This window comes from Dasania marina DSM 21967, assembly GCF_000373485.1.
GTDB classification, from domain to species: Bacteria; Pseudomonadota; Gammaproteobacteria; order Pseudomonadales; family Dasaniaceae; genus Dasania; species Dasania marina.
The window spans coordinates 99,727-124,647 of record NZ_KB891588.1 but is presented as its reverse complement, the minus strand read 5'-3'; the positions used below and the strand labels follow the sequence as shown (position 1 = coordinate 124,647).

The 24,921-nt window shown below is 48.9% G+C and carries 24 protein-coding genes; 8 read left to right on the top strand and 16 right to left on the bottom strand.

The features are described from left to right. Positions 1-2: 2 nt before the first annotated feature. From B067_RS0116745 to pilB, 3 genes are read right to left on the bottom strand one after another with little or no spacing between them, the layout of a single operon-like run. The gene (locus tag B067_RS0116745) at positions 3-887 is read right to left on the bottom strand and encodes a prepilin peptidase (RefSeq protein WP_019531241.1); all 885 of its coding nucleotides are present in this window, start codon (positions 885-887) and stop codon (positions 3-5) included. A gap of 3 nt (positions 888-890) precedes the next feature. Beyond that, positions 891-2,105, bottom strand: coding sequence for a type II secretion system F family protein (locus B067_RS0116740; protein ID WP_019531240.1), 1,215 nt, complete (start codon positions 2,103-2,105; stop codon positions 891-893). A gap of 3 nt (positions 2,106-2,108) precedes the next feature. Continuing rightward, positions 2,109-3,830: a type IV-A pilus assembly ATPase PilB gene (gene pilB, locus B067_RS0116735; RefSeq protein ID WP_019531239.1), complete on the bottom strand. Its 1,722-nt coding sequence runs from the start codon at positions 3,828-3,830 to the stop codon at positions 2,109-2,111. Positions 3,831-4,142: 312 nt separating this feature from the next. Here pilB and B067_RS0116730 point away from each other — a divergent pair, with 312 nt between their 5' ends. The 3 genes from B067_RS0116730 (at position 4,143) to B067_RS0116720 (ending at position 6,053) form a co-directional block, all read left to right on the top strand. Next, positions 4,143-4,649 (top strand): pilin, encoded by a 507-nt coding sequence (locus B067_RS0116730; RefSeq protein ID WP_019531238.1) that lies wholly within the window; start codon positions 4,143-4,145, stop codon positions 4,647-4,649. A gap of 68 nt (positions 4,650-4,717) precedes the next feature. Beyond that, the gene (locus tag B067_RS21460) at positions 4,718-5,467 is read left to right on the top strand and encodes a hypothetical protein (protein ID WP_019531237.1); all 750 of its coding nucleotides are present in this window, start codon (positions 4,718-4,720) and stop codon (positions 5,465-5,467) included. A gap of 79 nt (positions 5,468-5,546) precedes the next feature. Continuing rightward, on the top strand, positions 5,547-6,053 hold the full coding sequence (locus B067_RS0116720) for a pilin (protein ID WP_026244740.1): 507 nt from the start codon (positions 5,547-5,549) through the stop codon (positions 6,051-6,053). Positions 6,054-6,144: 91 nt separating this feature from the next. Here B067_RS0116720 and nadC read toward each other — a convergent pair whose 3' ends face one another. Beyond that, a complete protein-coding gene (gene nadC, locus B067_RS0116715; protein ID WP_019531235.1) occupies positions 6,145-6,984 on the bottom strand; it encodes a carboxylating nicotinate-nucleotide diphosphorylase in 840 nt (279 codons plus the stop codon). Between the two features lie 51 nt (positions 6,985-7,035). Further along, positions 7,036-7,548: a retropepsin-like aspartic protease family protein gene (locus tag B067_RS0116710; RefSeq protein ID WP_019531234.1), complete on the bottom strand. Its 513-nt coding sequence runs from the start codon at positions 7,546-7,548 to the stop codon at positions 7,036-7,038. 291 nt (positions 7,549-7,839) lie between these two features. Between B067_RS0116710 and B067_RS0116705 the strand changes: the two genes are divergently transcribed. The 5 genes from B067_RS0116705 to B067_RS0116685 all read left to right on the top strand — a co-directional run bounded on the left by B067_RS0116705 (position 7,840) and on the right by B067_RS0116685 (position 13,849). Continuing rightward, positions 7,840-10,221 (top strand): DUF1631 domain-containing protein, encoded by a 2,382-nt coding sequence (locus B067_RS0116705; RefSeq protein ID WP_169335591.1) that lies wholly within the window; start codon positions 7,840-7,842, stop codon positions 10,219-10,221. A gap of 100 nt (positions 10,222-10,321) precedes the next feature. Continuing rightward, a complete protein-coding gene (gene ampD / locus B067_RS0116700; RefSeq protein WP_019531232.1) occupies positions 10,322-10,921 on the top strand; it encodes a 1,6-anhydro-N-acetylmuramyl-L-alanine amidase AmpD in 600 nt (199 codons plus the stop codon). After that, a complete protein-coding gene (ampE, locus tag B067_RS21455) occupies positions 10,918-11,823 on the top strand; it encodes a regulatory signaling modulator protein AmpE (protein ID WP_019531231.1) in 906 nt (301 codons plus the stop codon). Before ampD ends, ampE begins: the two co-directional genes overlap by 4 nt. A 43-nt stretch (positions 11,824-11,866) precedes the next feature. After that, positions 11,867-12,763, top strand: coding sequence for an ROK family protein (locus B067_RS0116690; RefSeq protein ID WP_019531230.1), 897 nt, complete (start codon positions 11,867-11,869; stop codon positions 12,761-12,763). Positions 12,764-13,006: 243 nt separating this feature from the next. Beyond that, complete coding sequence (locus B067_RS0116685) at positions 13,007-13,849, top strand: DUF481 domain-containing protein (RefSeq protein ID WP_019531229.1); 843 nt, start codon at positions 13,007-13,009, stop codon at positions 13,847-13,849. Positions 13,850-13,919: 70 nt separating this feature from the next. Here the strand turns inward: B067_RS0116685 and B067_RS0116680 are convergent, their stop codons facing one another. The 11 genes from B067_RS0116680 to hemN all read right to left on the bottom strand — a co-directional run bounded on the left by B067_RS0116680 (position 13,920) and on the right by hemN (position 24,802). Further along, positions 13,920-14,687, bottom strand: a complete 768-nt coding sequence (locus B067_RS0116680) for a sulfite exporter TauE/SafE family protein (protein WP_019531228.1) — start codon at positions 14,685-14,687, stop codon at positions 13,920-13,922. After that, positions 14,680-14,865 carry a cbb3-type cytochrome oxidase assembly protein CcoS gene (gene ccoS, locus B067_RS0116675; protein ID WP_019531227.1) on the bottom strand — a complete coding sequence of 62 codons (186 nt, stop codon included), beginning with the start codon at positions 14,863-14,865 and terminating at the stop codon, positions 14,680-14,682. Before ccoS ends, B067_RS0116680 begins: the two co-directional genes overlap by 8 nt. 4 nt (positions 14,866-14,869) lie before the next feature. Beyond that, entirely contained in the window at positions 14,870-17,299 is a 2,430-nt protein-coding gene (locus B067_RS20765) for a heavy metal translocating P-type ATPase (protein WP_019531226.1), read from the bottom strand. 3 nt (positions 17,300-17,302) lie between these two features. Further along, entirely contained in the window at positions 17,303-17,842 is a 540-nt protein-coding gene (locus B067_RS20760; RefSeq protein WP_019531225.1) for a FixH family protein, read from the bottom strand. Next, positions 17,842-19,245, bottom strand: a complete 1,404-nt coding sequence (ccoG, locus tag B067_RS0116660; protein ID WP_019531224.1) for a cytochrome c oxidase accessory protein CcoG — start codon at positions 19,243-19,245, stop codon at positions 17,842-17,844. Before ccoG ends, B067_RS20760 begins: the two co-directional genes overlap by 1 nt. Before the next feature lie 58 nt (positions 19,246-19,303). After that, a complete protein-coding gene (ccoP, locus tag B067_RS0116655) occupies positions 19,304-20,185 on the bottom strand; it encodes a cytochrome-c oxidase, cbb3-type subunit III (RefSeq protein WP_026244737.1) in 882 nt (293 codons plus the stop codon). Continuing rightward, complete coding sequence (locus tag B067_RS0116650) at positions 20,182-20,346, bottom strand: CcoQ/FixQ family Cbb3-type cytochrome c oxidase assembly chaperone (protein WP_019531222.1); 165 nt, start codon at positions 20,344-20,346, stop codon at positions 20,182-20,184. The genes ccoP and B067_RS0116650 overlap by 4 nt, the downstream gene beginning before the upstream one ends. A 14-nt stretch (positions 20,347-20,360) precedes the next feature. Then, complete coding sequence (gene ccoO, locus B067_RS0116645; RefSeq protein WP_019531221.1) at positions 20,361-20,969, bottom strand: cytochrome-c oxidase, cbb3-type subunit II; 609 nt, start codon at positions 20,967-20,969, stop codon at positions 20,361-20,363. Positions 20,970-20,988: 19 nt separating this feature from the next. After that, positions 20,989-22,416, bottom strand: a complete 1,428-nt coding sequence (gene ccoN / locus B067_RS0116640; protein WP_019531220.1) for a cytochrome-c oxidase, cbb3-type subunit I — start codon at positions 22,414-22,416, stop codon at positions 20,989-20,991. Between the two features lie 174 nt (positions 22,417-22,590). Further along, positions 22,591-23,349: a fumarate/nitrate reduction transcriptional regulator Fnr gene (gene fnr / locus B067_RS0116635; RefSeq protein WP_019531219.1), complete on the bottom strand. Its 759-nt coding sequence runs from the start codon at positions 23,347-23,349 to the stop codon at positions 22,591-22,593. A 34-nt stretch (positions 23,350-23,383) separates the two neighbouring features. Continuing rightward, on the bottom strand, positions 23,384-24,802 hold the full coding sequence (hemN, locus tag B067_RS0116630) for an oxygen-independent coproporphyrinogen III oxidase (RefSeq protein WP_019531218.1): 1,419 nt from the start codon (positions 24,800-24,802) through the stop codon (positions 23,384-23,386). Between the last annotated feature and the right edge of the window lie 119 nt (positions 24,803-24,921).

Below are 24,921 nucleotides of genomic sequence, written 5' to 3'. Positions count from 1 at the left end.
TTTTACTGCAGGCCGGCAAACTGTAAATAGCTGCGGGTGATGTGGTCGCCCCACAAAAAGGCTATCCAGCCGGCGATGGCTAAGTAAGGGCCAAAGGGTATGGCAGTGTCGCGGCCTTTATTATTGAGTAGCATTAATGCAATACCAATAATCGCGCCCACCAGTGATGACAGCAAGATAATGATAGGCAGGCTCTGCCAACCCATCCACGCGCCCAGTGCTGCCAGTAATTTAAAATCACCAAAGCCCATGCCTTCTTTGCCGGTTAATAGCTTAAAGACCCAGTACACAGTCCATAGGCTTAAGTAACCAAAAACTGCTCCCCAGAGTGCGTTTTCTAAGCTGGTATAAAGGCCAAAGGCGTTGCAGATCAGGCCCAACCATAATAAAGGTAGAGTGATTTGATCGGGCAATAGCTGGGTGTCGGCATCTATCATGGTGAGGGCGATTAAGGCCCAAGTTAGTAATAGCGCGGCTACTAACTCGTAACCCATACCCAACTGCCAAATTAGTATGCCCGATAATAAGCCGCTAACGGCCTCTATAATGGGGTAGCGTAAAGATATGGGGTTTTGGCAGCGGGCGCATTTACCTTTTAGCAGCAGGTAGCTGATGACAGGGATATTTTGCCAGGGCTTAATTTCTTTTTTGCAGTTGGGGCAGTGGGAGTTAGGAAAAGCGAGATTAAACTTTTCGGGTTTTTCATCTGCACCAACTTCCGCCAATTCAAGAATATAGCGGCACTCCGACTGCCATTCTTTTTCCATCATCACCGGCAAGCGGTATATCACCACATTGAGAAAGCTACCTACTAGTAGCCCTAAAATAACTACCCCGCTGATCAATAACGCGGGGTAGAAGGGGTATAACTCTATGAGTGTTTGCATAGTTTAGATTGCGGCACCTAGCATGAATATGGGTAGGTACATGGCTATCATCAAACCACCTATCAGCACACCTAAAATAGCCATGATGATGGGTTCGAGTAAGGCTGTCATACCGTCCACCATATTGTCGACTATATCTTCAAAATGGGTGGCTACTTTTTCTAGCATGGTGTCTAGAGCGCCGGACTCCTCACCTATGGCCACCATTTGCAACACCATACTGGGGAATAGTCCGGAAGCGCGTATAGCTTGATTTAATTGCGTGCCGGTGGTGACTTCATCTTTAATTTTGATAATGGCATCTTTGTAGATAACATTGCCAGCGGTGCCGGCTACCGCCTCTAGTGCGTCGACTAAAGGTACGCCGGCAGCAAAAGTGGTTGATAGGGTACGGGCAAAGCGGGCGATAATAGAGTTGAAAATAATATCGCCGATTATGGGGATTTTTAAGATGATTTTGTCGGCAGCATACGATACGGCTTCCGAGCGTTTAATAGCCTCTTTTAAAGTAAATACCGAGCCTATAATGCCTACCAGAATAATCATCCACCATGCGATGACAAAGTCGGATAGCCCCATAACCATTTTGGTGAAAGCAGGTAAATCAGCCCCGAAACTTTCAAATGATTGAGCAAATTGTGGGATAACCTTAATTAACAGTAATGCGGTAACCACTAAGGCAATCACCAAAATAGCAATAGGGTAGGTCATGGCCTTTTTAATTTTGGCTTTTAAGGCTTCCGATTTTTCTTTATAGGTAGCTACCCTATCCAGCATGGTTTCCAGGGTGCCGGATTGTTCACCTGAGGCTATCAGGCTACAAAATAGCTCATCAAAATACTTGGGATGTTTGGCGATAGAGGGGGCAAAGCCAGAGCCGGAGGCAACATCGTTTTTGATTTCTAGCACCAAGTCGCGCATAGAGGGGTTGTCTAAACCCTCAGCAACTATGTCGAAGCTCTGCACCAGCGGTACACCGGCCTTCATCATAGTAGCAAGCTGACGGGTAAAGATGGCGACATCGGCAGGGCTTATTTTTTTGCCAGCACTAAACAGGGGCTTGGATTTTTTCTTAACCGATTTGGCTATCACCCCCTGCTTGCGCAACTGGGCTTTAACCATGGTTTGGTTAGAGCCCTGTATTTGGCCGTTAACCTCTTTACCTTGTTTATTGGTGCCTTTATAGATAAAGGTACTGGTTTTTATTGTGGTTGCCATCGATTAATCCTTGGTGACGCGGTTAACTTCTTCTAAGCTGGTTAAACCTTGAGCGGCTTTTAGTAAGGCCGAGCGCCGCAGGTCATTAAAGCCTTCCTTTCTAGCAATTTTATCAATTTCTATAGAGTTGCCGCCGTCCATAATAATCTGAGACAGGGCGGGAGTAATGCGAACGACTTCATAAATCCCGACACGACCTTTATAGCCATTGGTGCATTTGTCGCAGCCTACGGCTTTCATTAGGGTAATATCTTCCAAGTCACTTTCTAGGAAGCCTTCGTCTAATAACACTTCTCTAGGTATTTCGGTAGGTTCTGCGCAGTGGGAGCATAAACGGCGACCTAGCCGCTGTGCAATGATTAAATTAACCGAGGTGGCGATATTGAAGGCAGCTACCCCCATATTCATCAAACGGGTAATGGTTTCAGCGGCGCTATTGGTGTGCAGGGTAGACATAACCATATGGCCGGTTTGCGCCGCTTTAATGGAGATTTCGGCAGTTTCCAAATCACGGATCTCGCCTACCATAATAATGTCGGGATCTTGGCGCAGGAAGGAGCGCAGCGCTTCGGCGAAGGTGAGCCCCACCTTGGGGTTAACATGGCACTGGTTAATGCCCTCTAAGTTGATTTCCACCGGGTCTTCGGCGGTGGATATATTACGCTCGGGCTGATTCAATATATTGAGGCCGGTATATAGCGATACGGTTTTACCACTGCCGGTAGGGCCGGTTACCAAAATCATGCCCTGTGGCTGGTTGAGCGCCTGCATATACAGCTCTTTCTGCTCTGGCTCATAGCCCAGCGCATCTATACCCATCTGCGCGCTACTGGGGTCTAAGATACGCAGCACCACTTTTTCGCCGAATAGGCAGGGCAGGGTGTTAACCCGAAAATCGATGGCGCGCTTTTTGGATAATCGCATTTTAATACGGCCATCCTGAGGCAGGCGGCGCTCAGAGATATCCATTTGCGACATAACCTTTAAGCGTGATGATAGCCTACCGGCTAAAGACATGGGCGGGCGGGCGACTTCTTGTAATATGCCGTCAGTTCGAAAACGTACCCGGTAGCTTTTTTCGTAAGGCTCAAAGTGTATATCGGAGGCGCCGCTTTTAATGGCATCGATAAGTACTTTGTTAACAAAGCGCACGATGGGAGTTTCATCAGCGCCGTCACCGGCTTTATCGTCTTTGCCACCAGCTTCGTCCACGGCTTCTATGTCTAGGTCTTCCAGGCCTGCATCATCGAGGTCGCCCAAGCCGCCTAGGGGCTCATCGTTGGCTTCTATAAAGTCGTGTAGGGCCTTGGCTAACAGCTCTTCATTAACCAATACCGCATCGGTATTAATGCCGGTGTGAAACTTGATTTCGTCCAGGGCGCGCAGATTGGTGGGGTCGGATACGGCAATAAATAGGCGATTGCCGCGTCTAAACAGCGGTAGCGAGTGGTGTTTTTGCACCAGTTTGATGTCGATTAGCTCCCTGGGGATAACCTCTTTATTAAAAGCGGAGAGGTCAAATAAGGGCGCGCCAAATTCATCGGCGGCGGCCTCGGCTATGGTGGCGCTATCCAAATAGTTATTGGTAACTAGGTGGCTAACAAAATGGAGCTTCTCTTTGGCCGCCTCTTGCTGCGCCTTTTGGGCTATCTCTTCGCTTAGGGCGCCGTCTCTAACTAGCCGCCTGGCTAAACCGTTTAACGCAATAGGTGCTTGGGTGTTCATATTATTATCTACTTTAAACGTGTTTGTGTTGTGTTTAGGTATTGTTGCTGACAAAAAGTGTCACAATGTTGTTGTTTTTGAAACAAAAGCCCATTAAAGCATGGTTGTTGATAAGGCTACTATAATTTAAACAAAACTCCAGTTTTTGCTTGTAATCCCTTATTTTTCAACTAGTTTTTAGTTCTGATAGTGCGGCTTTGCGTAGTTGGCACGCGACTTGAATTGTAAATGCTCAAGTGGTGAAAGGCACTGAAAAGTTTTAATGAGGTCAGCTGATCTCAATAAAGTAAATGTTATCTTAGGAGAAACACAATGAAGAAAATACAACAGGGTTTTACCCTAATTGAATTAATGATTGTTATTGCGATCATCGGTATTTTGGCGGCAACGGCTTTACCTGCCTACCAAGACTACACTAAGCGTAGCCGCGTAAGTGAAGGTTTAGCACTTGCTAGTTCATTTAAATTACATGTAGTAGATCTACATGCCAATGGCGCTTGGACGGCAGTGACTGGTTATAGTGCAAACTCACCTGCGTTTAATGCGACTGATAATGTTGCGGGTATTGCTATTACTGAGGCTACTGGTGATGTGACGGTAACGTTTACTGCGCGTGTAGGTAATGCGGCCGCTCAAACTATTATCTTAGTGCCTTACTCTGGTGGTGTTGCGGCTCCGGTAGCCTTGCCTGTGGGAACTGCTGCTTTTACCCCTGCCGCAGGTAATATTGGTTGGAGATGTCGTGCTTTAAATTCGGTATTTGGTGTAGGTACAGCCGGTACTTTACCAGCTAACTTGGCTCCTTCTGAGTGTCGTTAATATAGTTATCTTTTAGTATGTAAAGGCGCTTCGGCGCCTTTTTTGTACTTAAAATTTGAGAGTTGATTGTGTTGAAAGTAAAGCTTAAAGCGGCGTTGTTGCATCTACTGGCATCTGTGCTGGTGGTTTCTTGTGCCGCGGTGTTAGTGTTTTATGTTTGGTATCCCGGTGAGTTTTCTAGCATGCTCGGAGGCCTAGAACTGTTTTTATTTGTAGCTATGTGTGAGGTGTTATTGGGGCCGGTAATTTCTCTGGTGATATATAACCCCGCCAAGCCGAAAAAAGAGCTGTTTAGAGATTATGCGATTGTGTTGTCTATTCAATTAGCCGCGTTGATTTATGGTTTGTATGCGGTTGCTTTGTCACGGCCTGTTTATTTAGTGTTTGTTAAAGACCGCATAGAGGTGATAGCAGCCGTTGAAATTGATGAGGTGGATTTAAAGGCTGCGAAATATACTGAATATTCGCGGTTGAGTTGGTCGGGATATAAAAGAGTATGTGTTGACGCGCCAACAGATAAAGACGAAAAAAGTGAATTGTTATTTTCGGCAGTAGAAGGGAAAGATATTCAACATTATCCTAAATATTATCGTCCTTGCGGCAACGATGAGGTTATAGCTGCGGCGTATGCATCCGCTAGGTTAAAAGAAATTGTTAAGAGTAAATTGGGTGAGGGTGCGTTGTTTAAAGAAGTGGCGAATATGGAGTATAGCTGGCTACCCATTAAACACCGGTTTGGCGTTTGGGTTGAAATATATATGGATAAAGACTTGGAGCGAGCATCGTATATCGCCGTTAATCCATATGATGAGTCTTGATAGTTTAATAGAGTGAATGCTGATGGCAGCTAATATTCATTGTTGTTGGTGTTATAAATGGGGTCGAGTGGAGGTGGGTATGAGCGTTAATCATTACAGAGGCTTTACATTAATCGAGTTGATGATAGTTATTGCTATAATTGGTATTTTGGCCGCAACTGCTTTGCCTGCATATCAAGATTATACTAGGCGGACTCGTGCCGCAGAGGGGCTAGTTTTGGTTGTTCCATTCAAAATAAATGTATCGGAAATTCACGCCAACGGACGTTTTTCTGCAGCGGGATATAGTGCAAATGCGCCAGTATTTACAGATACGGTTAACGTGTCTAATGTGACTATTAATCCAGCAACAGGTGAGCTGGCAATAATATACACAGCGCGAGTGGGCACAGCTGTAGGGCAAATTCTATATTTAACACCGTTTGCGGGAGGAGTAAATACGCCAGCACTGTTGCCTGATGCTACTGTGGTGTTTACGCCAGCAAATGGCGTTATCAATTGGCGATGCCGCTCTGCGGGTTCTGTTTTTGCTGTCGGTACAGTTGGAACATTACCTGCTCAGTTGTCACCTTCGGAATGTAGATAATGGTTACGGTTGGTATTTCTCTGATGATGTCTAGCGCAGCAAGGCTGCGTAGGTAATAACATTGTCAGTCTTTCGGGGCATGGCGGGTTTATTAAACAAACCGCATAGACAAATCAACAGCCCGACAATGCTTAGTCAAACCCCCAATAGAAATATAATCCACCCCAGTCTCGGCAATGGGCAGTAAGGTTTCATCAGTCACATTGCCCGAGGCTTCTAGTTTAGCTTTGCCATTGGTTAGCGCCACACTGTCACGCATCATGGCTAAAGTAAAGTTGTCCAGCATGACGATATCGGCGCCTGCATCTAAGGCTAGTTTTAACTCTTCTAGGCTTTCGACTTCTATTTCTACCAGCTTGCCTGGGGCTTGTTGCTTGGCGGTGTTAACGGCGTTGTTGATGCCGCCGCAGGCTGCGATGTGGTTTTCTTTAATTAAAAAGGCGTCGTATAGGCCTATGCGGTGGTTAAAGCAACCGCCCTGGGTCACGGCGTATTTTTGGGCGTTGCGCAGGCCGGGTATGGTTTTGCGGGTGTCTAAGAGTTTTACGGTGGTGCCCGCGACTATATCGGCGTAATGCTTACAGGTGGTAGCGGTGCCTGACAACAGCTGTAAAAAGTTGAGGGCGGCGCGCTCACCGGTGAGTAGGCTTCTAGCAGAACCGCTTAATTCAAATAACACTTGATCGGGTTGGGCGAGTTCGCCGTCGCTCACTTTCCAGTCAACGGTAACGCTGGGGTCTACTTGTTTGAACACCTCGTCTACCCAGGCCTGGCCGCAAATAATGGCTTGTTCGCGGGTGATAACACGGGCTAGTGCTTGCTCAGCAGCGGGGATGAGTTGCGCGGTAATATCGCCGTCGCCTATATCTTCTGCTAAGGCGTGGCGTACGGTGCTGGTTAAATCGTGCTGGGCGTAATGCGGTAGGCTCATAACAGTGTTTATGCTTCGCGAGTAAAGGTTAACTATTCTAGCAGCTTAGGTTTACTGCCGCAGTATTAGCAGATCACCTTTTTGGCTAAATTCTAATTGTTTTAGAGCACTCATGCCCAACAAAATAACATCGCCATTCATGCCGGGGTTAATGCTGGCTTTAACATTGCGCAGGGTGATGTTGCCAAAACTGAGCTTGTTGATTTCGGTGCTATAGGCGGTAGCTATGCCATTGGCGGTGGTTACCTGCTGCTGTCGTCCCCGTTTTAATTGCAGACGTTGGGCTAGGCTGCTAGGCACGGCAACGTGGGTGGCACCGGTATCTAATAAAAACACCACGGCCTGCTGGTTAATCGTGCCGCTGACTAGGTAGTGATGCTGGTGGTTGGGTTTGAGTATGACTTCCCTAAGCCCTTGTTGGTATTGGCTGTCAGGTTGTTGATTGGGGTTGTATTGATCCTCATACCATTGCTGAAACCCCGCGCCCAGTAGTGCAATGATGATGACCCAGGCCATGATGTACATGCCTGTGCCTAATTTACTGTGGGAGGATTGCTGATTCATAGACCTAAGCTGTTTACATTAATAGCGGGCGTATCCCTGTGCTTTAATAACTAATTGTACTAGGGTTTATAGCGATATAGGGAGTATCTGTGATCAGGTTCTCGATATCGTATAAAGGGGCGGCTGCTCTGGTTTAAATCTTATACTATCAAAGTAAGACTAATTTATTGAGCTTTACCCCGATGCCTTGTTGATAAGGTTTTTTCTTGTCTCTAAGGATGGGGGGAGTGCGGTATCACGAGGGTAGTAATGGCTAATTTTGGCTTAACATCAAAAAACAAGGCAAAGGTTGTGGCTATAGATAGCGGCTATATAGATAGTGCCTATATGCAGGTGCGACTGCCTGCTGTTTTTGTCGATATCAAAGAGCGCGCGCAGCAAAGCTGCATGCCTTTGTTGCAGGCCTTATTTGATCATGTAGACGACGCCCTGTTTGAAATGGCCGACAAAGCTGACAGCAACGCCGCACAAAATATGTATTTTGAGTCCATGCGCGAAGTGAGGTTGAAGCGCCGCGGCATGGAGCTGACCTTTTTAAAAACTATCGATGAGGCGTTTTATGCGGTAGTGAGTGCCAGCCCGCAAACTAGCAGCGAGGATGAAATCAGCGCCGCTGAACTTAGCTTGGTAGCGCATGATCAGCTAGAAGAGCTTATGGCCAGCAGCTCCTTAGTGAACAAAGCCGAAAAAGCCTTTATGGAACCCTTAGCGCTGATAATGGCGCGCTTAAATGCTTTACTGGGTGAGCAGCAAACGCTCAGCGCCGAAACCAACCCTTTGGGCCCCACCGTTATTTGTAAGGCCTTTGTGGCTGCTTGCGAAACCCTCGAGACGGACATCAACACCAAGCTAGTCCTGTTTAAATTATTTGATCGCTATGTGATAGAGGGCTTGGGCGCGGTTTACAGCGCCTGCAATAGCTACTTGATTCAATCAGGGGTTTTGGCTGACGCCAGTGCTGCCAATCTAACCGGCGGTGTGGCCAAAGCTAGCGCGGTTAATAACAGCGCCAGCGAGGTGTTTAGTCATTTGCAGGCCTTATTAAAGGCAGCGCCCCACGCCAACGCTAATCAACAGGCGATAGGTTTGCAAGCGACCGGCGAAGCCCCACAAATACCGCATGATAGCTTAATGGCGTTGCTGCAGCTGGTACAGCATCAAGTCGCGCATCAGGCTGCAGAGAATAGCGCCGCGGTGCAATTGGATATACAGCAAGCGTTAAACAGTTTATGTATGGAGCGCATGCCTGGCCAAGCCCTCAGCATAGGGCAAGTGGATGACGACACCATTAACCTCGTGTCCATGCTATTTCAATTTGTATTAGAGGATAGAAACCTCGCCGCCCCCATCAAAACACAATTATCGCGCATGCAAATACCGATAGTGCGTATAGCGATGCAGGATAAAAGCTTTTTTAGCCGCGGCGGTCATCCCGCCCGCAAACTGCTCAATGCCATGGCCACCGCCGCGTTAGGTTGGCAGGAGCCTCAGCAGCTGGAACGCGACCCGCTCTATAAAAAAATAGGCGCCATCGTCGACAATTTGCTGGAAGGTTTTGATAATGATACCGAGTTGTTTGACGATATTTTGGCAGACTTTACCGCCTTTTTAGAGTTGGAGCGTCGTCGCGCCAGCCTCATTGAACAGCGCACGCTAGATGCCGAAGACGGCAAGGCCAAGTCAGAGCTAGCTAGAGCCGCGGTTAAACAACTGCTGCAAGATAAATTACAGGGCGTCGATCTACCACCCGCGATCATGACGCTACTGCAAGATGCTTGGAGCAACGTACTGTTTCTTATCAGTCTCAAAGAGGGGCAGGATAGCCACGCATGGACCGAGGCCGTGCAGGTAGTTGATGACTTATTGTGGAGCGTGTCGGCCATGAGCGCCAGTGATGACCGTAAGCGCTTACTACAGCTAATACCCGGATTACTCAACGCTCTGCGTAAAGGGCTAACCCAAGTCGCCTTTAATCCCTTTGAAATGAACAGTTTGTTTGACGAGCTGGAAAATATACACCTAGCCCAATTAAAACAACCTCTGGCCGAGGCGGCGCAAAACATACCGACCTTGTCGCCGCAAGCTAGCGAGGCTGATGAGCCAGCGCCTAGCGTTAACACAGACGTCGAGCTTGGGGCCGAATTACCTATAGTGGATGAGCCGGCGGCTGTACCAAGCCCAGCCCAGCCAACCAGTGCTGACGAGCTCATTCAAGCCCGTGGTGAGCAAACCCTAGATCAGCTGTTAGAAGGTAGAAAACAATCAGCCGCCGGTGCCAGTAATGATAAATTGATGGCCGAGCTAGATGAGTTGGACGACCTAGAAGGTTTTGGTGAAGACAGTGACACAGCCGTGGCTGAGCAGTCGGCCAATACCGTCGCTACCCATAGCAATCACCGCGTAGACCAGTTGGCGGTAGGCAATTGGCTGGAGATAGTACAAGACGATGGTTCTAAACTGCGCTGCCGCTTGGCTGCCATTATTCGCGGCACTGGCAAATATATCTTTGTGAATCGCGCCGGAATTAAAGTCGCTGAGCGCACTAAAGCGGGCTTGGCACAGGCTGTGGATGAGGGCGAGGTGTCGCTGCTAGACGATGGCCTGCTATTTGATAGAGCGCTAGAGTCGGTAATAGGTAACCTGCGCGAGATGAAAGCGCAGGGTTCTTCTTAGCTCTCATACAAGTTAGCTCTCATGCCAACGGGTTAATTCTCGCGCTAGCCTGTTAAGCCTTACGATAGCCGGTGCTGGTGAATAGCGCGCAATAGGGTGTATGATTCCTCCCAATAAAAACAGGGAGCTGCACTTGAGTACACCGAAATGCCAAGGCCATTGGCTGGCCGAAACCGCCACTTGCCGGCATAATCCATCGCCCAACTACAATGCCCGCCCCGTCCCGCAAACCATCAGCTTATTAGTGATACACAATATCAGCTTGCCCGCCGGCGAGTTTGCTACCCCCTACGTAGAGCAGCTGTTTACCAATTGCCTAGACTGCCAAGCCCACCCCAGCTTCCACGACCTAGAGCGGGTACAGGTTTCCGCCCATCTGTTTATTAATAGAGCGGGTGAAGTCTGCCAATTTGTACCCTTTGATCAACGCGCCTGGCATGCTGGCCAGTCCAGTTTCGCCGGCGTAGTCAACTGTAATGACTACAGTGTAGGGATAGAACTAGAGGGTGCCGACGATATTGCCTATACTCAGGCGCAATATGAAAAATTGGCCGAGCTGAGTCGCTATTTACAGGCTCATTACCCGGCTATTACTAAAGACAGAATCACGGGGCATAGTACAATTGCCCCCGGTCGCAAAACCGATCCCGGCCCGGCCTTTGATTGGCCTTATTTTTATCAATTATTGGAGTTGTCATGATCTTTTTTTCCGTTTTGATAGTGCTGGCTATTTTGCAATTATGGGGCTCGCTCAAGTCTGTGCATCAAGACGCGTGGTTGCAGCAATGGGCGCAGTTGGTCAGCGACAAAATCGCTAACCCCGCGATCAGTTTGAGCTTCGTAGTTGTGTTACCGCTGCTGGCTGTTGCCATGCTGGATTTACTGCTAGACGATGTTTTATTGGGCTTACTGTCATTGGTGCTCTACGTATGGGTATTGCTGTATAGCTTGGGCCGTGGTGAGTTTAACGAAGCTATAGATCACTACTTGATGAGCTGGCGGGCGGGCAACTTTGAATCCGCCTATCAAAAAGCCACCGCCATAGGCGACTTTAGCCAAAATGAAGCCATAGACAATCCCCAGACTCTGCACAACAAGGTGCGTGCCGCTATGTTGTATGAAGGTTATCAGCGCTGGTTTGCGGTGGTGTTTTGGTTTTTAGTGTTAGGCCCAGCTGGCGCCTTAGCTTATAGGCTGTGTTACTTAGCGGGGCGTATGGTGTTGCCATCCCAGACCCAAGCACAGCCAGCCGATAGCGAGCAGGCACCTAGCGAGACATTGCAACAACAAGCACTGCAAGTTACCCATTATTTAGATTGGCTGCCAGCGCGTTTGTTGGCAGGCGCTTTTGCCCTTACTGGCCGCTTTGAAACCACGGCTCAGTACTTGGTCAGCCAAGGTACCGATAATAAACCATTGCCAGAATTACTGGATAGCTGTGCCATGGCTGCTTTATATGACGATAACCAAGCGGATTTATCCAGCGAACAAGACCAAGCCATAGCGCAGGGCGAGCGTGAAATTAGCGCGGTGCAAGGGCTGCTATCGCGTAGTGTGATGTGTTGGCTGGTCGTTATCGCCCTATTACAGCTCATTTTATAGCGTCTCTGATTTAACTTCGGGTTTAACGTCGGGCGTAAATGTCATGCATATAGGTATAGACCTAGGCGGCAGCAAAATAGAAGTGGCTGCCTTCGATAGCCTACATCAAAAAGTATTCTGCCAGCGTGTCGCCACCCCACAAGGGGATTACGCGGCCACCCTTAACAGCATCAAAGCCTTGGTTGCTCAGGCTGAAGCTGAGCTGCAACAAACCTGTACGGTAGGGCTAGGCACACCGGGCAGCCCTTCGGCGTTAACTGGCGCCATGAAAAACTGCAACTCCACCTGTTTGAATGGCCAATACCTGCAAGCCGATATAGAGGTCCTGCTAGGCAGACCTGTGCGCATCGCTAACGATGCTAACTGTTTTGCCTTAAGCGAGGCGGTAGATGGTGCCGCCGTTAATGCTGCAGTCGTGTTTGGGGTGATTTTGGGTACCGGTGTGGGTGGCGGCCTGGTGGTTAAGCAGCAGCTGCTTACCGGCGCTAATCATATAGCGGGTGAGTGGGGGCATAACCCTCTGCCGGCTGCGGCTATAAAACCAGAGCTGGCGGGTCGCGTCTGTTATTGCGGCCGCTGTGATTGCATAGAAACCTATTTGTCGGGGCCGGGTTTAACGGAAACTTTTAAGCGTATTAGCTCGCGGCAGTTAGCAGCAGATCAGATAGTGACGTTGGCCGAGCAAGGCGATCAACTTGCCGGGCAAGCTTTGGCTGATTACCAGCAGCAACTAGCTATGGCGTTGGCGCTGGTGATTAATATAGTCGACCCCGATGTGATTGTTTTAGGGGGCGGCATGTCAAAAACACCCAGTCTGTATCAACAAGTCCCGCAGCTATGGGGTGAGTATGTGTTTAACGATGAGGTGCTCACGCAATTGCAGCCTGCCCACCATGGTGACGCCAGCGGCGTAAGAGGGGCGGCTTGGTTGTGGCCATAGCTCTGGCTATCGTTTTAGGTATAGTGTGCGGGGGTTAATGCATACAGATATTTTTTGTAGCTACATCGACATAACAATAGCGGTCGATTATCATGCTCTCTTTATTTAATACGCTCCTAAAACTGAGTTTTTTAAGCGGCCTTACTGATGTGGGCTAATAATATATTTGAGTGTTATGACTATATAGCAGCTTAAATTGGAGCGGTGTTTTTGATTATAACGAGATGCAAATAGGGTAAATCCATGAACAAGAACCACATCGTTTTTATCTCAGCGGCGCTAGCCAGTGCTGTGGCTATGCAAGCCAGTGCTGAAGAGGCGGCTGTCGAAACTAAATCAGAAAGTGTGGGTTGTGAGGCTGTGGTGGCCGTTGCAAACGCGGCTTGTGCGCCTGCAACTGTTACCGTTCAGCAACCTAAAAAAGAAAAGCTCTGGTCTGGCGAGATAGATGCTAGCTATATCAATTTATCAGGCAACACCGAAGAAACCACTACCAGTGGTAGCGTACACCTGACTCGCAAAGAAAATGCCTGGAAAAATATTATCCATGCTGAAGGTTTATCGTCTGTAAAAGATGATATACGCACTGCTGAAAAATATTATGCCTACGATAAGCTCAGCTATAATTTTACGGAAAAAAGCTATTATTTCGGCATGCTGTCATATACCGATGATCATTTTAGCGGCTACGATTACCAAGCCTCTGCGATAGTCGGTTTGGGTCGCAATTTACTTAGCGCCGAAAATATGGTTTGGGATCTTGAGGCTGGTGTGGGTTATAGGGTTAGCAAAATAGAAGCTAACCCTGCGGAGATGATACTAGAAGAGGATCAGGATGAAGCCATAATTCGTATCGCGACTTTGTATACTTGGACTATTAGCGATAACGCTAACTTTCTACAATCGTTGTCTTCTGAAATTGGTGAAGAGAATACAATTAGCCAATCTGAAACGGCGTTGAAAGTGAAAATTAACAGCTCTTTGGCATTAAAACTTAGTTATAAAGTGAAGTATACCGACGTGGTGCCTATAGAAACTAAGCATGCCGATACTGAAACAATCGTCAGCTTATCGTATGCATTCTAAAGTAAGTGCTTAAAAAAACCGGCTGCGGCCGGTTTTTTTGTGTCTGTAATTTTGTGCCTGTAAAAACCGGCTAATGATGACTGTGGTCGTGTTCCATAGTTGTTGGCGTTGCTTGCTGGCCGCCGTGTTGGTGATGGCCCGCGTGTTGCCAAGGTGTTACAGCGGTAATAATACCTAGAGCTATCATTAGCACTGCGGCAATGGCGCGCATTTTTTGTTGTCGCAAAAAACTCAACACTTTTTTACCGGCCAAGCCGCTGATAAGCATAGAGGGTAAGGTGCCTAAGCCAAAGGCCAGCATTAACAGCGCTGATTGTAGGCCGTTAGCTGTGGCTAACGCCCAGCTTAAGGTTGAATAAATTAACCCGCAGGGTAATAAGCCCCATAGCAAACCCAGCTGTAAAGCTTGGCCGCTGCTGTGTATCGGCAGCAGTTTTTGAGTGAGGGGCTGCACTTTGCGCCACAGCCCGCCACCGATTTTTTCCAGTTGCGTTAGCCCCATCCACCAGCCCGCAATATACAAACCCATGGCGATTAATAATAATCCGGCTAAGGTTCTTAACACCGGGCCCAATAGTGGTAGGGCTAGGGTGATACTGCCGCCCACCATACCAGCGATTAAACCTATTAAGGTGTAGGTGCTAATACGGCCGACGTTATAGGCCAGTATGCGGCCATAGCCTTGGCCGGGTTGGAAGCCCAAGGCAGCACTAATACCGCCGCACATGCCTAGGCAGTGGCTGCTGCCCATAATGCCCAGTAAAAATGCTGAGCTTAGCAAACCTATAAATAGATGATCGGCAAACAGTGTGTTGATAGTTAGTGTTAGCTCAGTCATGGTTATCGTTTTCGGTTTTGCTGCTGTCGCTTTTTTTAGGCTGGTCATCAAACAAAATTTGCTGGCCGGCAGAATCTAGGTCATCAAATTGTTTGCTGTCTACCGCCCAAAAAAACAGTTTTACCGCGATGGCGGTAAAAATTAAGGCAATAGGTATAAGTAAGTAAATAATATCCATAAAGTTAAACCGGTAGGCGATGGCCTTGTAGTCGCAGGGCGTTAAGCAATACCAATAAGGAGCTTAACGACATACCCACGGCGGCTAAATAGGGCGGTATTAAACCACAGGCCGCCAAGGGAATAATGCTGATATTGTACAGCAAGGCCCAGCTGAGATTTTGCCGAATAATCTGTTGGGTGCGTTTCGCCATGCTGTATAAGGTGAGTACGCCGCTTAAGTGCCCCGATAATAAAATACAGTCGGCTTGCGTCTTGGCAACGTCGGGGGCGTTGGCCATAGCCACGGAAACATCGGCAGCAGCCAGTACCGGTATATCGTTAATGCCGTCCCCCAGCATCATCACCGGCCCTTCGCTTTGTAGGCCTTGTATATAGTGTAATTTGTCGGCGGGGCTGGCGGAGGCTATGCAATGGTCCATCGCCAGTTGTTGGCTAAGCCGCTGGGCGCTGCCGGAACTATCACCGCTTAATAAATGCAGGGTGAAGCCTTGTTGTTTGAGTTGTTGCACGGTGCTGGCGGTGTCGCTGCGCAGCGGATCTGCAAGTTGAAACCAGGCACAGGGCCCTTGCGAGTTGCTCAGCAGTATCCACTGGCCGTCAGCCTGCTGCGGTGGGCTGGCGTCAGTTTGGCCGTAAAATTCCCCGCCAAAACTGGCCTTGCCTATGCGATAGCGCTGGCCATCCACCTCACCTTCTAAACCTTGGTAAGGGGTACTGCGGACTTGTTGCGCTTGGCTGTGGCTGTAAGCGCTGAAGGCGGCGGCGATGGGGTGCTCGGAGCAGTTTTCTAATTGTGCGGCGATGCGCAATACCTGTTCGCGTTGGTAGCCGGTGCAGCAGTGGGTTTGTTCTATGCTGAGTTTGCCTTGAGTGAGGGTGCCGGTTTTATCAAATACGATGTGCCGTATGGCGGGCAGGCTTTCCCATAGCTGCGCCTTGGCGACAAACACGCCTTCTTGGCGCAGGCGATGGCTGGCGGCGGTAATCGCGGCGGGGGTGGCCAGTGATAAGGCGCAGGGGCAGCTCACTACTAATACCGATAGGCTTATCCAAAAGGCCTGCTGGGCATCAATGTTCAGCCACACAAAATACGTGGCCGCAGCGATGAATAGTACGGCGCTAATAAAATACAGGGATAGCCTGTCGGCTAGCATCGCCAGCTTGGGCTTGCTGTGTTGGCCCTGGTTAATGAGTTGGGCGATAGATTCTAATTGTAATTTGGCACCGGTGGCGGTGACGCGCATGCTAAGGGGGTTGCTGACATTGATAGTGCCGGCAATTAAAGCGTCGCCTGGGCCTTTGTTTAGCGGGGTAAATTCACCGGTAAGCTGAGCTTCGTTAATACTGCTTTGGCCTTCAATAATAATACCGTCGGCGGGTATGGTGTGGCCGGGCTTAATCAGTAAGACATCATCCTGCTGTATGTTAAACAGGGGCACGGCTGTTAGGTTTTTTTCGCCGTTGACGGTGCTTATGCGGGTGGCGGTGCTGGGCAGTAGACTTTGCAAATGGCTGCTGAGGCGGCCGTGATAATGGCGGGCGCGCATCTCTACATAACGGCCGGCTAGCAGTAAAAAAGTAAACATGGTGACGGAGTCAAAATACACTTCACCGCTGCCGCTAAAGGTGGCGCGTATGCTGGCACCGTAAGCCAAGCCTATGGCGATGGCTACAGGAAGATCCATAACGGGTTTGGTTTTTTTAAGTCCCTGCCAAGCGCCTATAAAAAAACTGCGGGCAGAATAAAACACCACCACGGTAGCCACTAATAAACTAATTACCCGCATAAAATTGCGGTTATCAATGTTGATGTCTTGCATGTCGCCAGCGTAGAGGGCGATGGCAAACATGCCCACCTGCATCATGCCTATGCCGGCTACGCCAAGGCGGCGTAGGGCGGTGCGTTGTTCGCGTTGTTGCAATTCTACCAATTGGTCGTGGTGATAGGGTTCGGGCTCGTAGCCTATGGCCGCTATGCTCTGGCAAATTTCGCTTAGGGTTAATTCATCGCGCCAAACAATAATAGCCTTTTGTGCCACTAGGCTTACCGAAACGCTAACCATGCCGCGGAGTTGTGCCAGTTGTTTTTCTAGCAGCCACACGCAGGCGGCGCAGTGCATGCCGCCTATTAGTAATTCGGTTTCACGCTGCTGGCCTTGTGTTTTAACAAAACGCTGTTGAAAATCGGCTTGGTCAAAAACGGCAAACTTTTCGTCTAGCAGCGCTTGTGGTGGCCGTTGTTCGGCGGCTTGTTGGTAACGGTAGAACGCGCCCATGCCACCAGCGTGTATGGTTTGAGCTACGGCCATGCACGCTGGGCAGCAAAAACCTTGGCTGGCCCCGTCTAACTCACAGGCAAAGCGATCACCGGCCATGATAGGTAACTGGCAGTGGTAGCAGGCAGTGCTGTGAGCGGGTGAGGAGGTGGGCATGGTTTACAGCGAGGGGGCAAAACTAAGGCTAATGCGCTCGCCATGATCGGTGGCAAAGTTAAGTTCTGCGCTTAAACGCCAGGTTTTATCTGTGTCGGCCTGTTTATCACTGAGTTGTAAATACCAGCGATTGTTAAGGCTATGATCTAGCTGCCCCAAGTAGAGGTTGTCACGGCGTTTGAGTAGGCTCACGCTAAAATCTAGCGGCTGCGCGGCGGGGTGGATAAAGTCTAGTTGTAGGCTGTTAGGTAGCGTCTCTAAATCACCTTGCAGTTCCAGCTGTAGGCCGCCGGTGAGAGGGTCTATGAGCAGCGCCCCTTGCACATTATGTTGGCTGGCAAACTTATCATGGGCGAGGACGCTGTTAATGGCTAGCCCCGCTTTGTAGTAATCGTCGCGTACTAGGCTGTCTTCATTTTTTACCGCAATAATAATGGTGATGGTGCCCGCCACTACCGCTAACGCGGGGAAAAAAACAAGAAACCATAACCAAAACTGTCGGTACCAAGGCGCTGGCTGCTTGCCGTTATCACTGTTATTCATTAAGGAGTTCCTGGGCCTATAAAGCGGCTTTCTATGCTCATGTGAATGTCGGGGTCGTCCAGTGACCTTATATGATAATAAATTGTACTGTTTAAGCGCTGTAGCTGCTCTGGGGCGATATTAAGACGCACTGGTAACTCGAGGATTTCACCGGCGCCTAAGGTTTTTTCAGTATCACCTTTAAGTTCAGCCTGATCCAAGCCGCTAAAGGAAATACTATAGGTATGGGGCTGTTGATCTTTATTCATGATTTTTAGCACATACATGTTTTCTATATGGCCTGTGGGGGTGCGTTGGTAGAGCTTGCCGCGTTCACGCACCACGTCAGCTTCCAGCGGGATGCGGGTAAGCAGGCTGTAGCCAAAGGCAGTGAGCATAATCAGCAGGACCACGCCATAGGCGATAAAACGCGGATGGTAGCGGTTGCCTTTATAGCCTTCTAATTCGTGCTCGGTGGTGTAGCGTATCAGGCCACGCTCATAACCCATTTGATCCATCACGCTATTACAGCCGTCTATACACAGGGCGCAGTTAATACACTCCACCTGTAGGCCGTCGCGTATATCTATGCCGGTGGGGCAAACTTGTACGCAGATATTACAATCGACACAGGCGCCTAAGTTTTCTTGTTCTAGGTTAGTGTCTTTTTTACGCGAGCCTCTGGGTTCACCACGCTTGGTATCGTAGGATACTAATAGCGTGTCTTTGTCGAACATTACTGATTGAAAGCGCGCATAGGGGCACATATAAATGCACACTTGTTCGCGCATATAGCCGGCATTAATGTAAGTGGCGCAGGTGAAAAAGGTAATCCACATCGAGCCCCATAGGCCGTAATCTAAGAGAAAAACTAAATCGTAAATAGGGGTGAAATAGCCAACAAAGGTGACGCCGGTAGCGAGAGAAACGCTGACCCAAACCGTGTGCTTGGCCAGTTTGCGGAAAAACTTCTGCCAGTGCATGGGTTTGTTGTCTAGCTTGATACGCTGGTTGCGGCTGCCTTCAAACTTTTGTTCGGCCCACATAAAAATAGCGGTCCAAACGGTTTGCGGGCAGGTGTAGCCACACCAAACACGTCCCACCCAAGCGGTGACAGTAAACAAGGCAAAGGCGGCAATAATTAAAATGCCGGCCAATAAATAAAAATCTTGTGGCCAGAAAGTCCAAAAAAAGACGTGGAATTGTCTGGCGGGTAGGTCGAATAAAACAGCGGGGTGACCATTCCATGTTAGCCACGGCACTATAAAATAGAGCAGTAGTAATGGCCAACCCGTGTACACTCGAATCTTCTGGTAGAAACCTTCAATTTTTCGGGTGTAGATTTTTTCACGTTTTTGGTAAAGGTCTAACTCGGCGACCCCGGCGGGGTGAAACTCTTCAACAGGATCGCGCTGCTTAGTCATGATTACCTCAAACGTTGAACAAACTAATAATTAAAAAATGTTGTTAAAGTGTTGTTGCTTACTGATTAGATAAGCTCCACACGTAGCTACTTAGCATATGGATTTTATCGGCACTCAGTAGCTCTTGGTGCGCAGGCATGTGGCCCGAGCGACCGTTTTGTAAGGTGTGCTGAATTTGGCCCATAGAGCCGCCATATAACCAGACGCTGTCACTTAGGTTAGGCGCACCAAAAGCGTAGTTACCCTTGGCATCTTTACCGTGGCAGCTAGAGCAAAACATTTGAAACTTTTTGCCACCTTCGGCTGCTAAGCCTGCATCGGCCTCACGGCCGTTTAAACTGTATACATAGGCGCTAATCTCACGCACACCCTGATCGCCGACGACGTTGCCCCACTGAGGCATCGCGGCGTTACGGCCGTGGGTAATGGTGGTTTTGATTTGCTCAGGGCTGCCGCCGTATAACCAATCGGTGTCGGTTAAGTTAGGGAAGCCGTAGCCGCCGCCTGCATCGGCACCGTGACAAACGGCACAGTTGTTAGCAAACATACGTTGCGCCATGCGCATGGCTTTAGGGTCTTGCGCTAGCTCGGGAATAGGGGTGGCTGAGTAGTCGGCAAACACGTCGTCGTAGCGCTCTGCCGCTTGGTCTACTTCTTCCTGCCATTGGCCGACAGAGGTCCATCCCAATACGCCGGGCCAGTTACCCATGCCGGGGTAGGCAATGAGGTAACCTATGCCAAAAATAATAGTGAGGACAAACGCTTGTATCCACCATAGGGGCATGGGGTTGTCGTATTCAACGATACCGTCGTACTCGTGGCCGGTAGTGGCATCGGGGCCACGGTCTTGCGTTTTACGGTTAGCCAGTAGTATCCAGCTGATACCCATTAAAAAGATAGTGGTTAGGATTATTATCCATGCACTCCAGAAAGGACTCATTGAGATTCTCCGTCTGATGAGGGTTTGTCATCGGCAAAGGGTAAATTGGCGGCGTCATCAAAGTCTTTTTTACGCTGCTTGCTGTAAGCCCATAGGCATATGCTAATGAATGCGATAAAGGCAAACACTGTGGCTAAACCGCGAAATGTATTAATGTCCATGCCAGTCTCCCCGCTTAGCGTTTATGCTTAAGCAATAGGCCGAGGTTTTGTAAGTAGGCAATCAGGGCTTCAATTTCCACCCTGCCTGCTACTGCTTCTTTAGCGCCAGCAATATCTTGGTCAGTGTAAGGCACACCGACTATACGCAGGGCGCGCATTTTAGCGGCTGTATGCTCGCCAGTTAAGCTGTTTTCAAACAACCAAGGGAAGGCAGGCATATTCGACTCGGGCACGACATCTCTAGGATTCATTAAGTGAGCACGGTGCCAATCATCACTGTAACGGCCGCCTACGCGCGCCAAATCTGGCCCGGTGCGCTTAGAGCCCCATAGGAAGGGGTGGTCGTATACCGATTCACCGGCTACGGAATAGTGGCCGTAGCGCTCAGTTTCTGCGCGCATAGGGCGTATCATTTGTGAGTGACAGTTGCTGCAGCCCTCACGTATATAGATATCGCGGCCTTCCAGTTGTAGCGCGGTGTAGGGCATAAGCCCCGCTATCGGCTCAGTGGTTTGCTTGATGAAAAATAGCGGTACGATTTCTACTAGAGCACCAAAGCTGATGGCTACAATAACCAACACCGACATGACACCAATATTTTTTTCTACAAAATCATGATTCATTTTAACTATCCTCCGGCGCTTAAGCGGCTGCAGTAGCAGGGTTGTTCGCTGCTGCTTCAGTGTTGCGAGTGGTTTGCCATACGTTGTAAGCCATAAACAGCATGCCCGCAAAGAAGGTGATACCACCAATGAGGCGTACCACATAGCCGGGAAAACTGGCTTCTACAGAGTCTACAAAACTATAGGTCAAGGTGCCGTCAGCGTTATACGCGCGCCACATTAAGCCTTGTAAGATACCGTTTACCCACATAGAGCTGATGTACAGTACCGTGCCTATAGTGGCCAGCCAGAAGTGCACATTAATTAAGGGGGTGCTGTACATAGCGTCTTTGTTAAACATCACGGGCACTAAGTGATAGATGGCACCAATAGTTACCATGGCTACCCAACCTAAAGCACCGGCGTGTACATGACCTATGGTCCAATCGGTGTAGTGCGACAGTGAGTTTACCGTCTTAATCGCCATCATCGGGCCTTCAAAGGTCGACATGCCGTAAAACGATAGAGACACGACCAAGAAGCGCAAGATGGGGTCGGTGCGCAATTTGTGCCAAGCGCCACTCAAGGTCATCATGCCGTTAATCATGCCGCCCCAGCTAGGTGCTAAGAGGATTAATGACATCACCATGCCCAGGCTTTGTGCCCAGTCAGGTAGTGCGGTGTAGTGTAAGTGGTGAGGGCCGGCCCATATGTATAACGAAATTAATGCCCAGAAGTGCACAATGGATAAGCGGTATGAGTAGACCGGTCTACCCGCTTGTTTAGGCACGAAGTAGTACATAATGCCTAAGAAACCTGCCGTTAAGAAGAAACCTACTGCGTTATGTCCGTACCACCATTGCACCATGGCATCGGCAGCACCGGCATAGACCGAATAAGATTTCATCATGCTTACCGGGATAGCGGCGCTGTTGACGATGTGCAAGACGGCAACGGTGATGATAAAGGCACCGTAAAACCAGTTGGCGACATAGATGTGGCTGGTTTTGCGTTTAGTGATAGTGCCAAAAAATAGTACGGCATAGGCTATCCAGACAATGGCCAATAAAATGTCGATAGGCCATTCTAGCTCGGCGTACTCTTTAGACGTTGTGTAGCCCAGTGGCAGCGATATGAAGGCTGAGACGATAACCAGTTGCCAGCCCCAAAAGACAAAGGAGGCGAGCTTGTCTGAGAGCAGGCGAGCCTGACAAGTACGCTGCACTACAAACAGTGAGGTAGCAAATAATGCTGAGCCACCAAAGGCAAAAATAACGGTGTTGGTATGCAGTGGACGCAGACGGCTAAAGGTGAGCCAAGGCGTCTCAAAATTTAGCGCAGGCCAGGCCAGCTGTGCGGCAATAAGCACCCCTATGGCCATCCCAATAACACCCCAGGCTACGGTCATGATCGTAAACTGGCGTACCACCTTGTAATTGTATACAGGGTGCTCAAGCTGATTATTCATAAATAACCCTATGTATTTGAACGTTTGTTTTTTGTTAATACAGATAGGATGTATAACAGCCTATCCATTGATCACTTAGGCTATAGTTGCCTTGAGTGAAAACCAGGTAAAAGGTTGGTTTTTTTTTGTGAAAGAGTCGTGTCTTAAAAGATGCCATCTTGCGGGGCTTGTCGCTTACATATCAGCGATTTCTCTTAAGGCCTCTAAATCTTTTAGAGTAATTTCCTTGCCATCAACATCAACAAGGTTTTGTTTTTTAAAGCGGCTAAAAACTCGACTGACTGTTTCTATGGTTAAACCTAGGTAATTGCCTATATCGGTACGTGACATAGGCAGCCTAAATTGCGTGCCTGACAGTTTGCGGCGCACCATACGTGCTGAGATGCTAATTAGCAAGGCTGCGATGCGCTCTTCGGCAGAATTTTTACTCAACAAAGTGATTAGCTGTTGATCGCTGGTTATCTCTTGGCTCATCAGCTGGAAAAAGTGACGTTGCATATTGGGCACTTCGGTGCTGAGTGCCTCCAACCTATCAAAGGGGATTTCGCAGATGGCGGCGGTTTCTAATGCTCTGGCTGAGTTGGCGTACTTGCCGGAACCTATGCCATCCATGCCCATAATTTCGCCGGGAAAGTAAAAGCCAGTAATTTGCTCTTGGCCATCGTTGGTGACTCTATAGGTTTTGACGGTGCCGGAGCGTACCGCATACACGGAGTGAAACTTATCGTGTGCGCGGTAAATATGGTCGTTTTTTTGTAAGGGGCGGCCGCGCTGTACTATCTCTTCCAGCTTGACGATATCATCATCTTTCATCGCCAGTGGTAGGCAGATGCTGCCTAGGCGGCAGTCGTTACAGGACACTTGGTGGTTGTGGGGGCAGGACTTATCACTACTGCTCAATAGATTACCTGCTAATGCGCTTTTCTCAGCCATAATCTGACAATATCCTGTGGGTCAAATAAGAAGGTTACAGTGTGTTTGAGTAACGAGGCTGTGCGTCGCTGCTTAAATATCGGTCAAAAGTCATACAGATATTTCTCAGCATAGACCGCCCTTCTAAGGTGACGCGGATTTTATCACTCTCCATAAGGATTAAGCCATCCTTTTGGTATGTTTTCAGTGTTTCTAAAATGTTGGCAAAATATTCGAAAAAACATAATTGAAAGTGTTGCTCTACTTGTTTGATATCCAAGTTTAGGTTGCAGATAAGCTCGCTAATAATATGGCGGCGAACTTCGTCGTCGTGGCTTAAACGCAGGCCGCGGCTAATGGCGAGGCGGTTGTTATCCAGTTGTTCGTAGTAACGCTCTAGGTCTTTTTCGTTTTGGGCGTAGCTGTGGCGTAGTGAGCTGATGGATGATACGCCTAAGCCAATTAGGTCGGGGGCTAGGCAGGTGGAATAGCCTTGGAAGTTGCGTTGCAAACGGCCTTCTTGTTGGGCGATGGCCAGTTCGTCATTGGGTTTAACAAAATGGTCCATGCCTATATAAACGTAGCCGGCCGTGGTGAGTACATCGGCAATCAAGGCCAGCATCTCTAGGCGCTGCCCTGTGCTGGGTAAGGTGTGGCGGTCTATGGCGCGCTGGCTGCTAAAACGGGCAGGTAGGTGGGCGTAATTGTAAAAAGTAATGCGGTCGGGGGCCAGTTCCAGTACCTGCTCTAGGGTGTTAGTGAGCGATTGCAGGTTTTGCTTGGGTAGGCCATAAATGAGGTCGTAGCTCACCGATTTAAATTGATACAGCCGGGCAGCATTGGTTAGCGATAGCAGCATATTAAAGGATTGGCAGCGGTTGATAGCTGTTTGTACCTCGGGGTCAAAATCTTGCACGCCAAAGCTTAGGCGATTAAACCCCAAGCCTTTTAATAGCGCGAGCCTATCTTTATTTACCGTGCGTGGGTCTATTTCTATGCTGTATTCACGGTCGGGGCTGTCGCTAAGCTTAAAGTGCTGGCCTAGGTGGTGCATAAGCTCAGTCAGTTCCGCATCGTTTAAAAAGGTGGGGGTGCCGCCACCAAAATGCAGCTGGGTAACCGGCCGCGCTTGTCCGGCCAGTTCGGCCTGCATGGCTATCTCTTTATTGAGATAGTTTAAATAGCGCCGGCTTACCGTGCTGTCACGAGTAACGATTTTATTACAGGCGCAGTAGTAGCAAATGTTTTTACAAAAAGGGATGTGCACATAGAGCGAAAGCGGTGCTATAGAGCTGCCTCTTTGTTTGATTAGCTCTTGCCGATATTCATTACAGCCAAAGTCGACACTAAAATGCGGTGCAGTTGGGTAAGAGGTATAGCGTGGCCCGGCCACATCGTATTTACTGGACAAAACCTGGGCATGGGTGCCAGCATTTTTGTCTGAAACAATGGTTAGGTGGGCCTGGTCGCTCATAATGCAAGGCTATTTTAAGTGTGGTGAATGATGCAGAAAGTGTAGCGGGGTGGTGTTTTTGCTGTGTTGATGTGGATCAATGGAAAGGGGTTATCGGTGTATATAGATTATGCAGCCCA

Excerpts from the sequence above, each read along its gene's own strand:
- B067_RS0116745 (WP_019531241.1), bottom strand. The coding sequence starts at position 887 with ATGCAAACACTCATAGAGTTATACCCCTTCTACCCCGCGTTATTGATC.
- B067_RS0116740 (WP_019531240.1), bottom strand. The coding sequence starts at position 2,105 with ATGGCAACCACAATAAAAACCAGTACCTTTATCTATAAAGGCACCAAT.
- pilB (WP_019531239.1), bottom strand. The coding sequence starts at position 3,830 with ATGAACACCCAAGCACCTATTGCGTTAAACGGTTTAGCCAGGCGGCTA.
- B067_RS0116730 (WP_019531238.1), top strand. The coding sequence starts at position 4,143 with ATGAAGAAAATACAACAGGGTTTTACCCTAATTGAATTAATGATTGTT.
- B067_RS0116720 (WP_026244740.1), top strand. The coding sequence starts at position 5,547 with ATGAGCGTTAATCATTACAGAGGCTTTACATTAATCGAGTTGATGATA.
- nadC (WP_019531235.1), bottom strand. The coding sequence starts at position 6,984 with ATGAGCCTACCGCATTACGCCCAGCACGATTTAACCAGCACCGTACGC.
- B067_RS0116710 (WP_019531234.1), bottom strand. The coding sequence starts at position 7,548 with ATGAATCAGCAATCCTCCCACAGTAAATTAGGCACAGGCATGTACATC.
- ampD (WP_019531232.1), top strand. The coding sequence starts at position 10,322 with ATGATTCCTCCCAATAAAAACAGGGAGCTGCACTTGAGTACACCGAAA.
- ampE (WP_019531231.1), top strand. The coding sequence starts at position 10,918 with ATGATCTTTTTTTCCGTTTTGATAGTGCTGGCTATTTTGCAATTATGG.
- B067_RS0116690 (WP_019531230.1), top strand. The coding sequence starts at position 11,867 with ATGCATATAGGTATAGACCTAGGCGGCAGCAAAATAGAAGTGGCTGCC.
- B067_RS0116685 (WP_019531229.1), top strand. The coding sequence starts at position 13,007 with ATGAACAAGAACCACATCGTTTTTATCTCAGCGGCGCTAGCCAGTGCT.
- B067_RS0116680 (WP_019531228.1), bottom strand. The coding sequence starts at position 14,687 with ATGACTGAGCTAACACTAACTATCAACACACTGTTTGCCGATCATCTA.
- ccoS (WP_019531227.1), bottom strand. The coding sequence starts at position 14,865 with ATGGATATTATTTACTTACTTATACCTATTGCCTTAATTTTTACCGCC.
- B067_RS20765 (WP_019531226.1), bottom strand. The coding sequence starts at position 17,299 with ATGCCCACCTCCTCACCCGCTCACAGCACTGCCTGCTACCACTGCCAG.
- B067_RS20760 (WP_019531225.1), bottom strand. The coding sequence starts at position 17,842 with ATGAATAACAGTGATAACGGCAAGCAGCCAGCGCCTTGGTACCGACAG.
- ccoG (WP_019531224.1), bottom strand. The coding sequence starts at position 19,245 with ATGACTAAGCAGCGCGATCCTGTTGAAGAGTTTCACCCCGCCGGGGTC.
- ccoP (WP_026244737.1), bottom strand. The coding sequence starts at position 20,185 with ATGAGTCCTTTCTGGAGTGCATGGATAATAATCCTAACCACTATCTTT.
- B067_RS0116650 (WP_019531222.1), bottom strand. The coding sequence starts at position 20,346 with ATGGACATTAATACATTTCGCGGTTTAGCCACAGTGTTTGCCTTTATC.
- ccoO (WP_019531221.1), bottom strand. The coding sequence starts at position 20,969 with ATGAATCATGATTTTGTAGAAAAAAATATTGGTGTCATGTCGGTGTTG.
- ccoN (WP_019531220.1), bottom strand. The coding sequence starts at position 22,416 with ATGAATAATCAGCTTGAGCACCCTGTATACAATTACAAGGTGGTACGC.
- fnr (WP_019531219.1), bottom strand. The coding sequence starts at position 23,349 with ATGGCTGAGAAAAGCGCATTAGCAGGTAATCTATTGAGCAGTAGTGAT.
- hemN (WP_019531218.1), bottom strand. The coding sequence starts at position 24,802 with ATGAGCGACCAGGCCCACCTAACCATTGTTTCAGACAAAAATGCTGGC.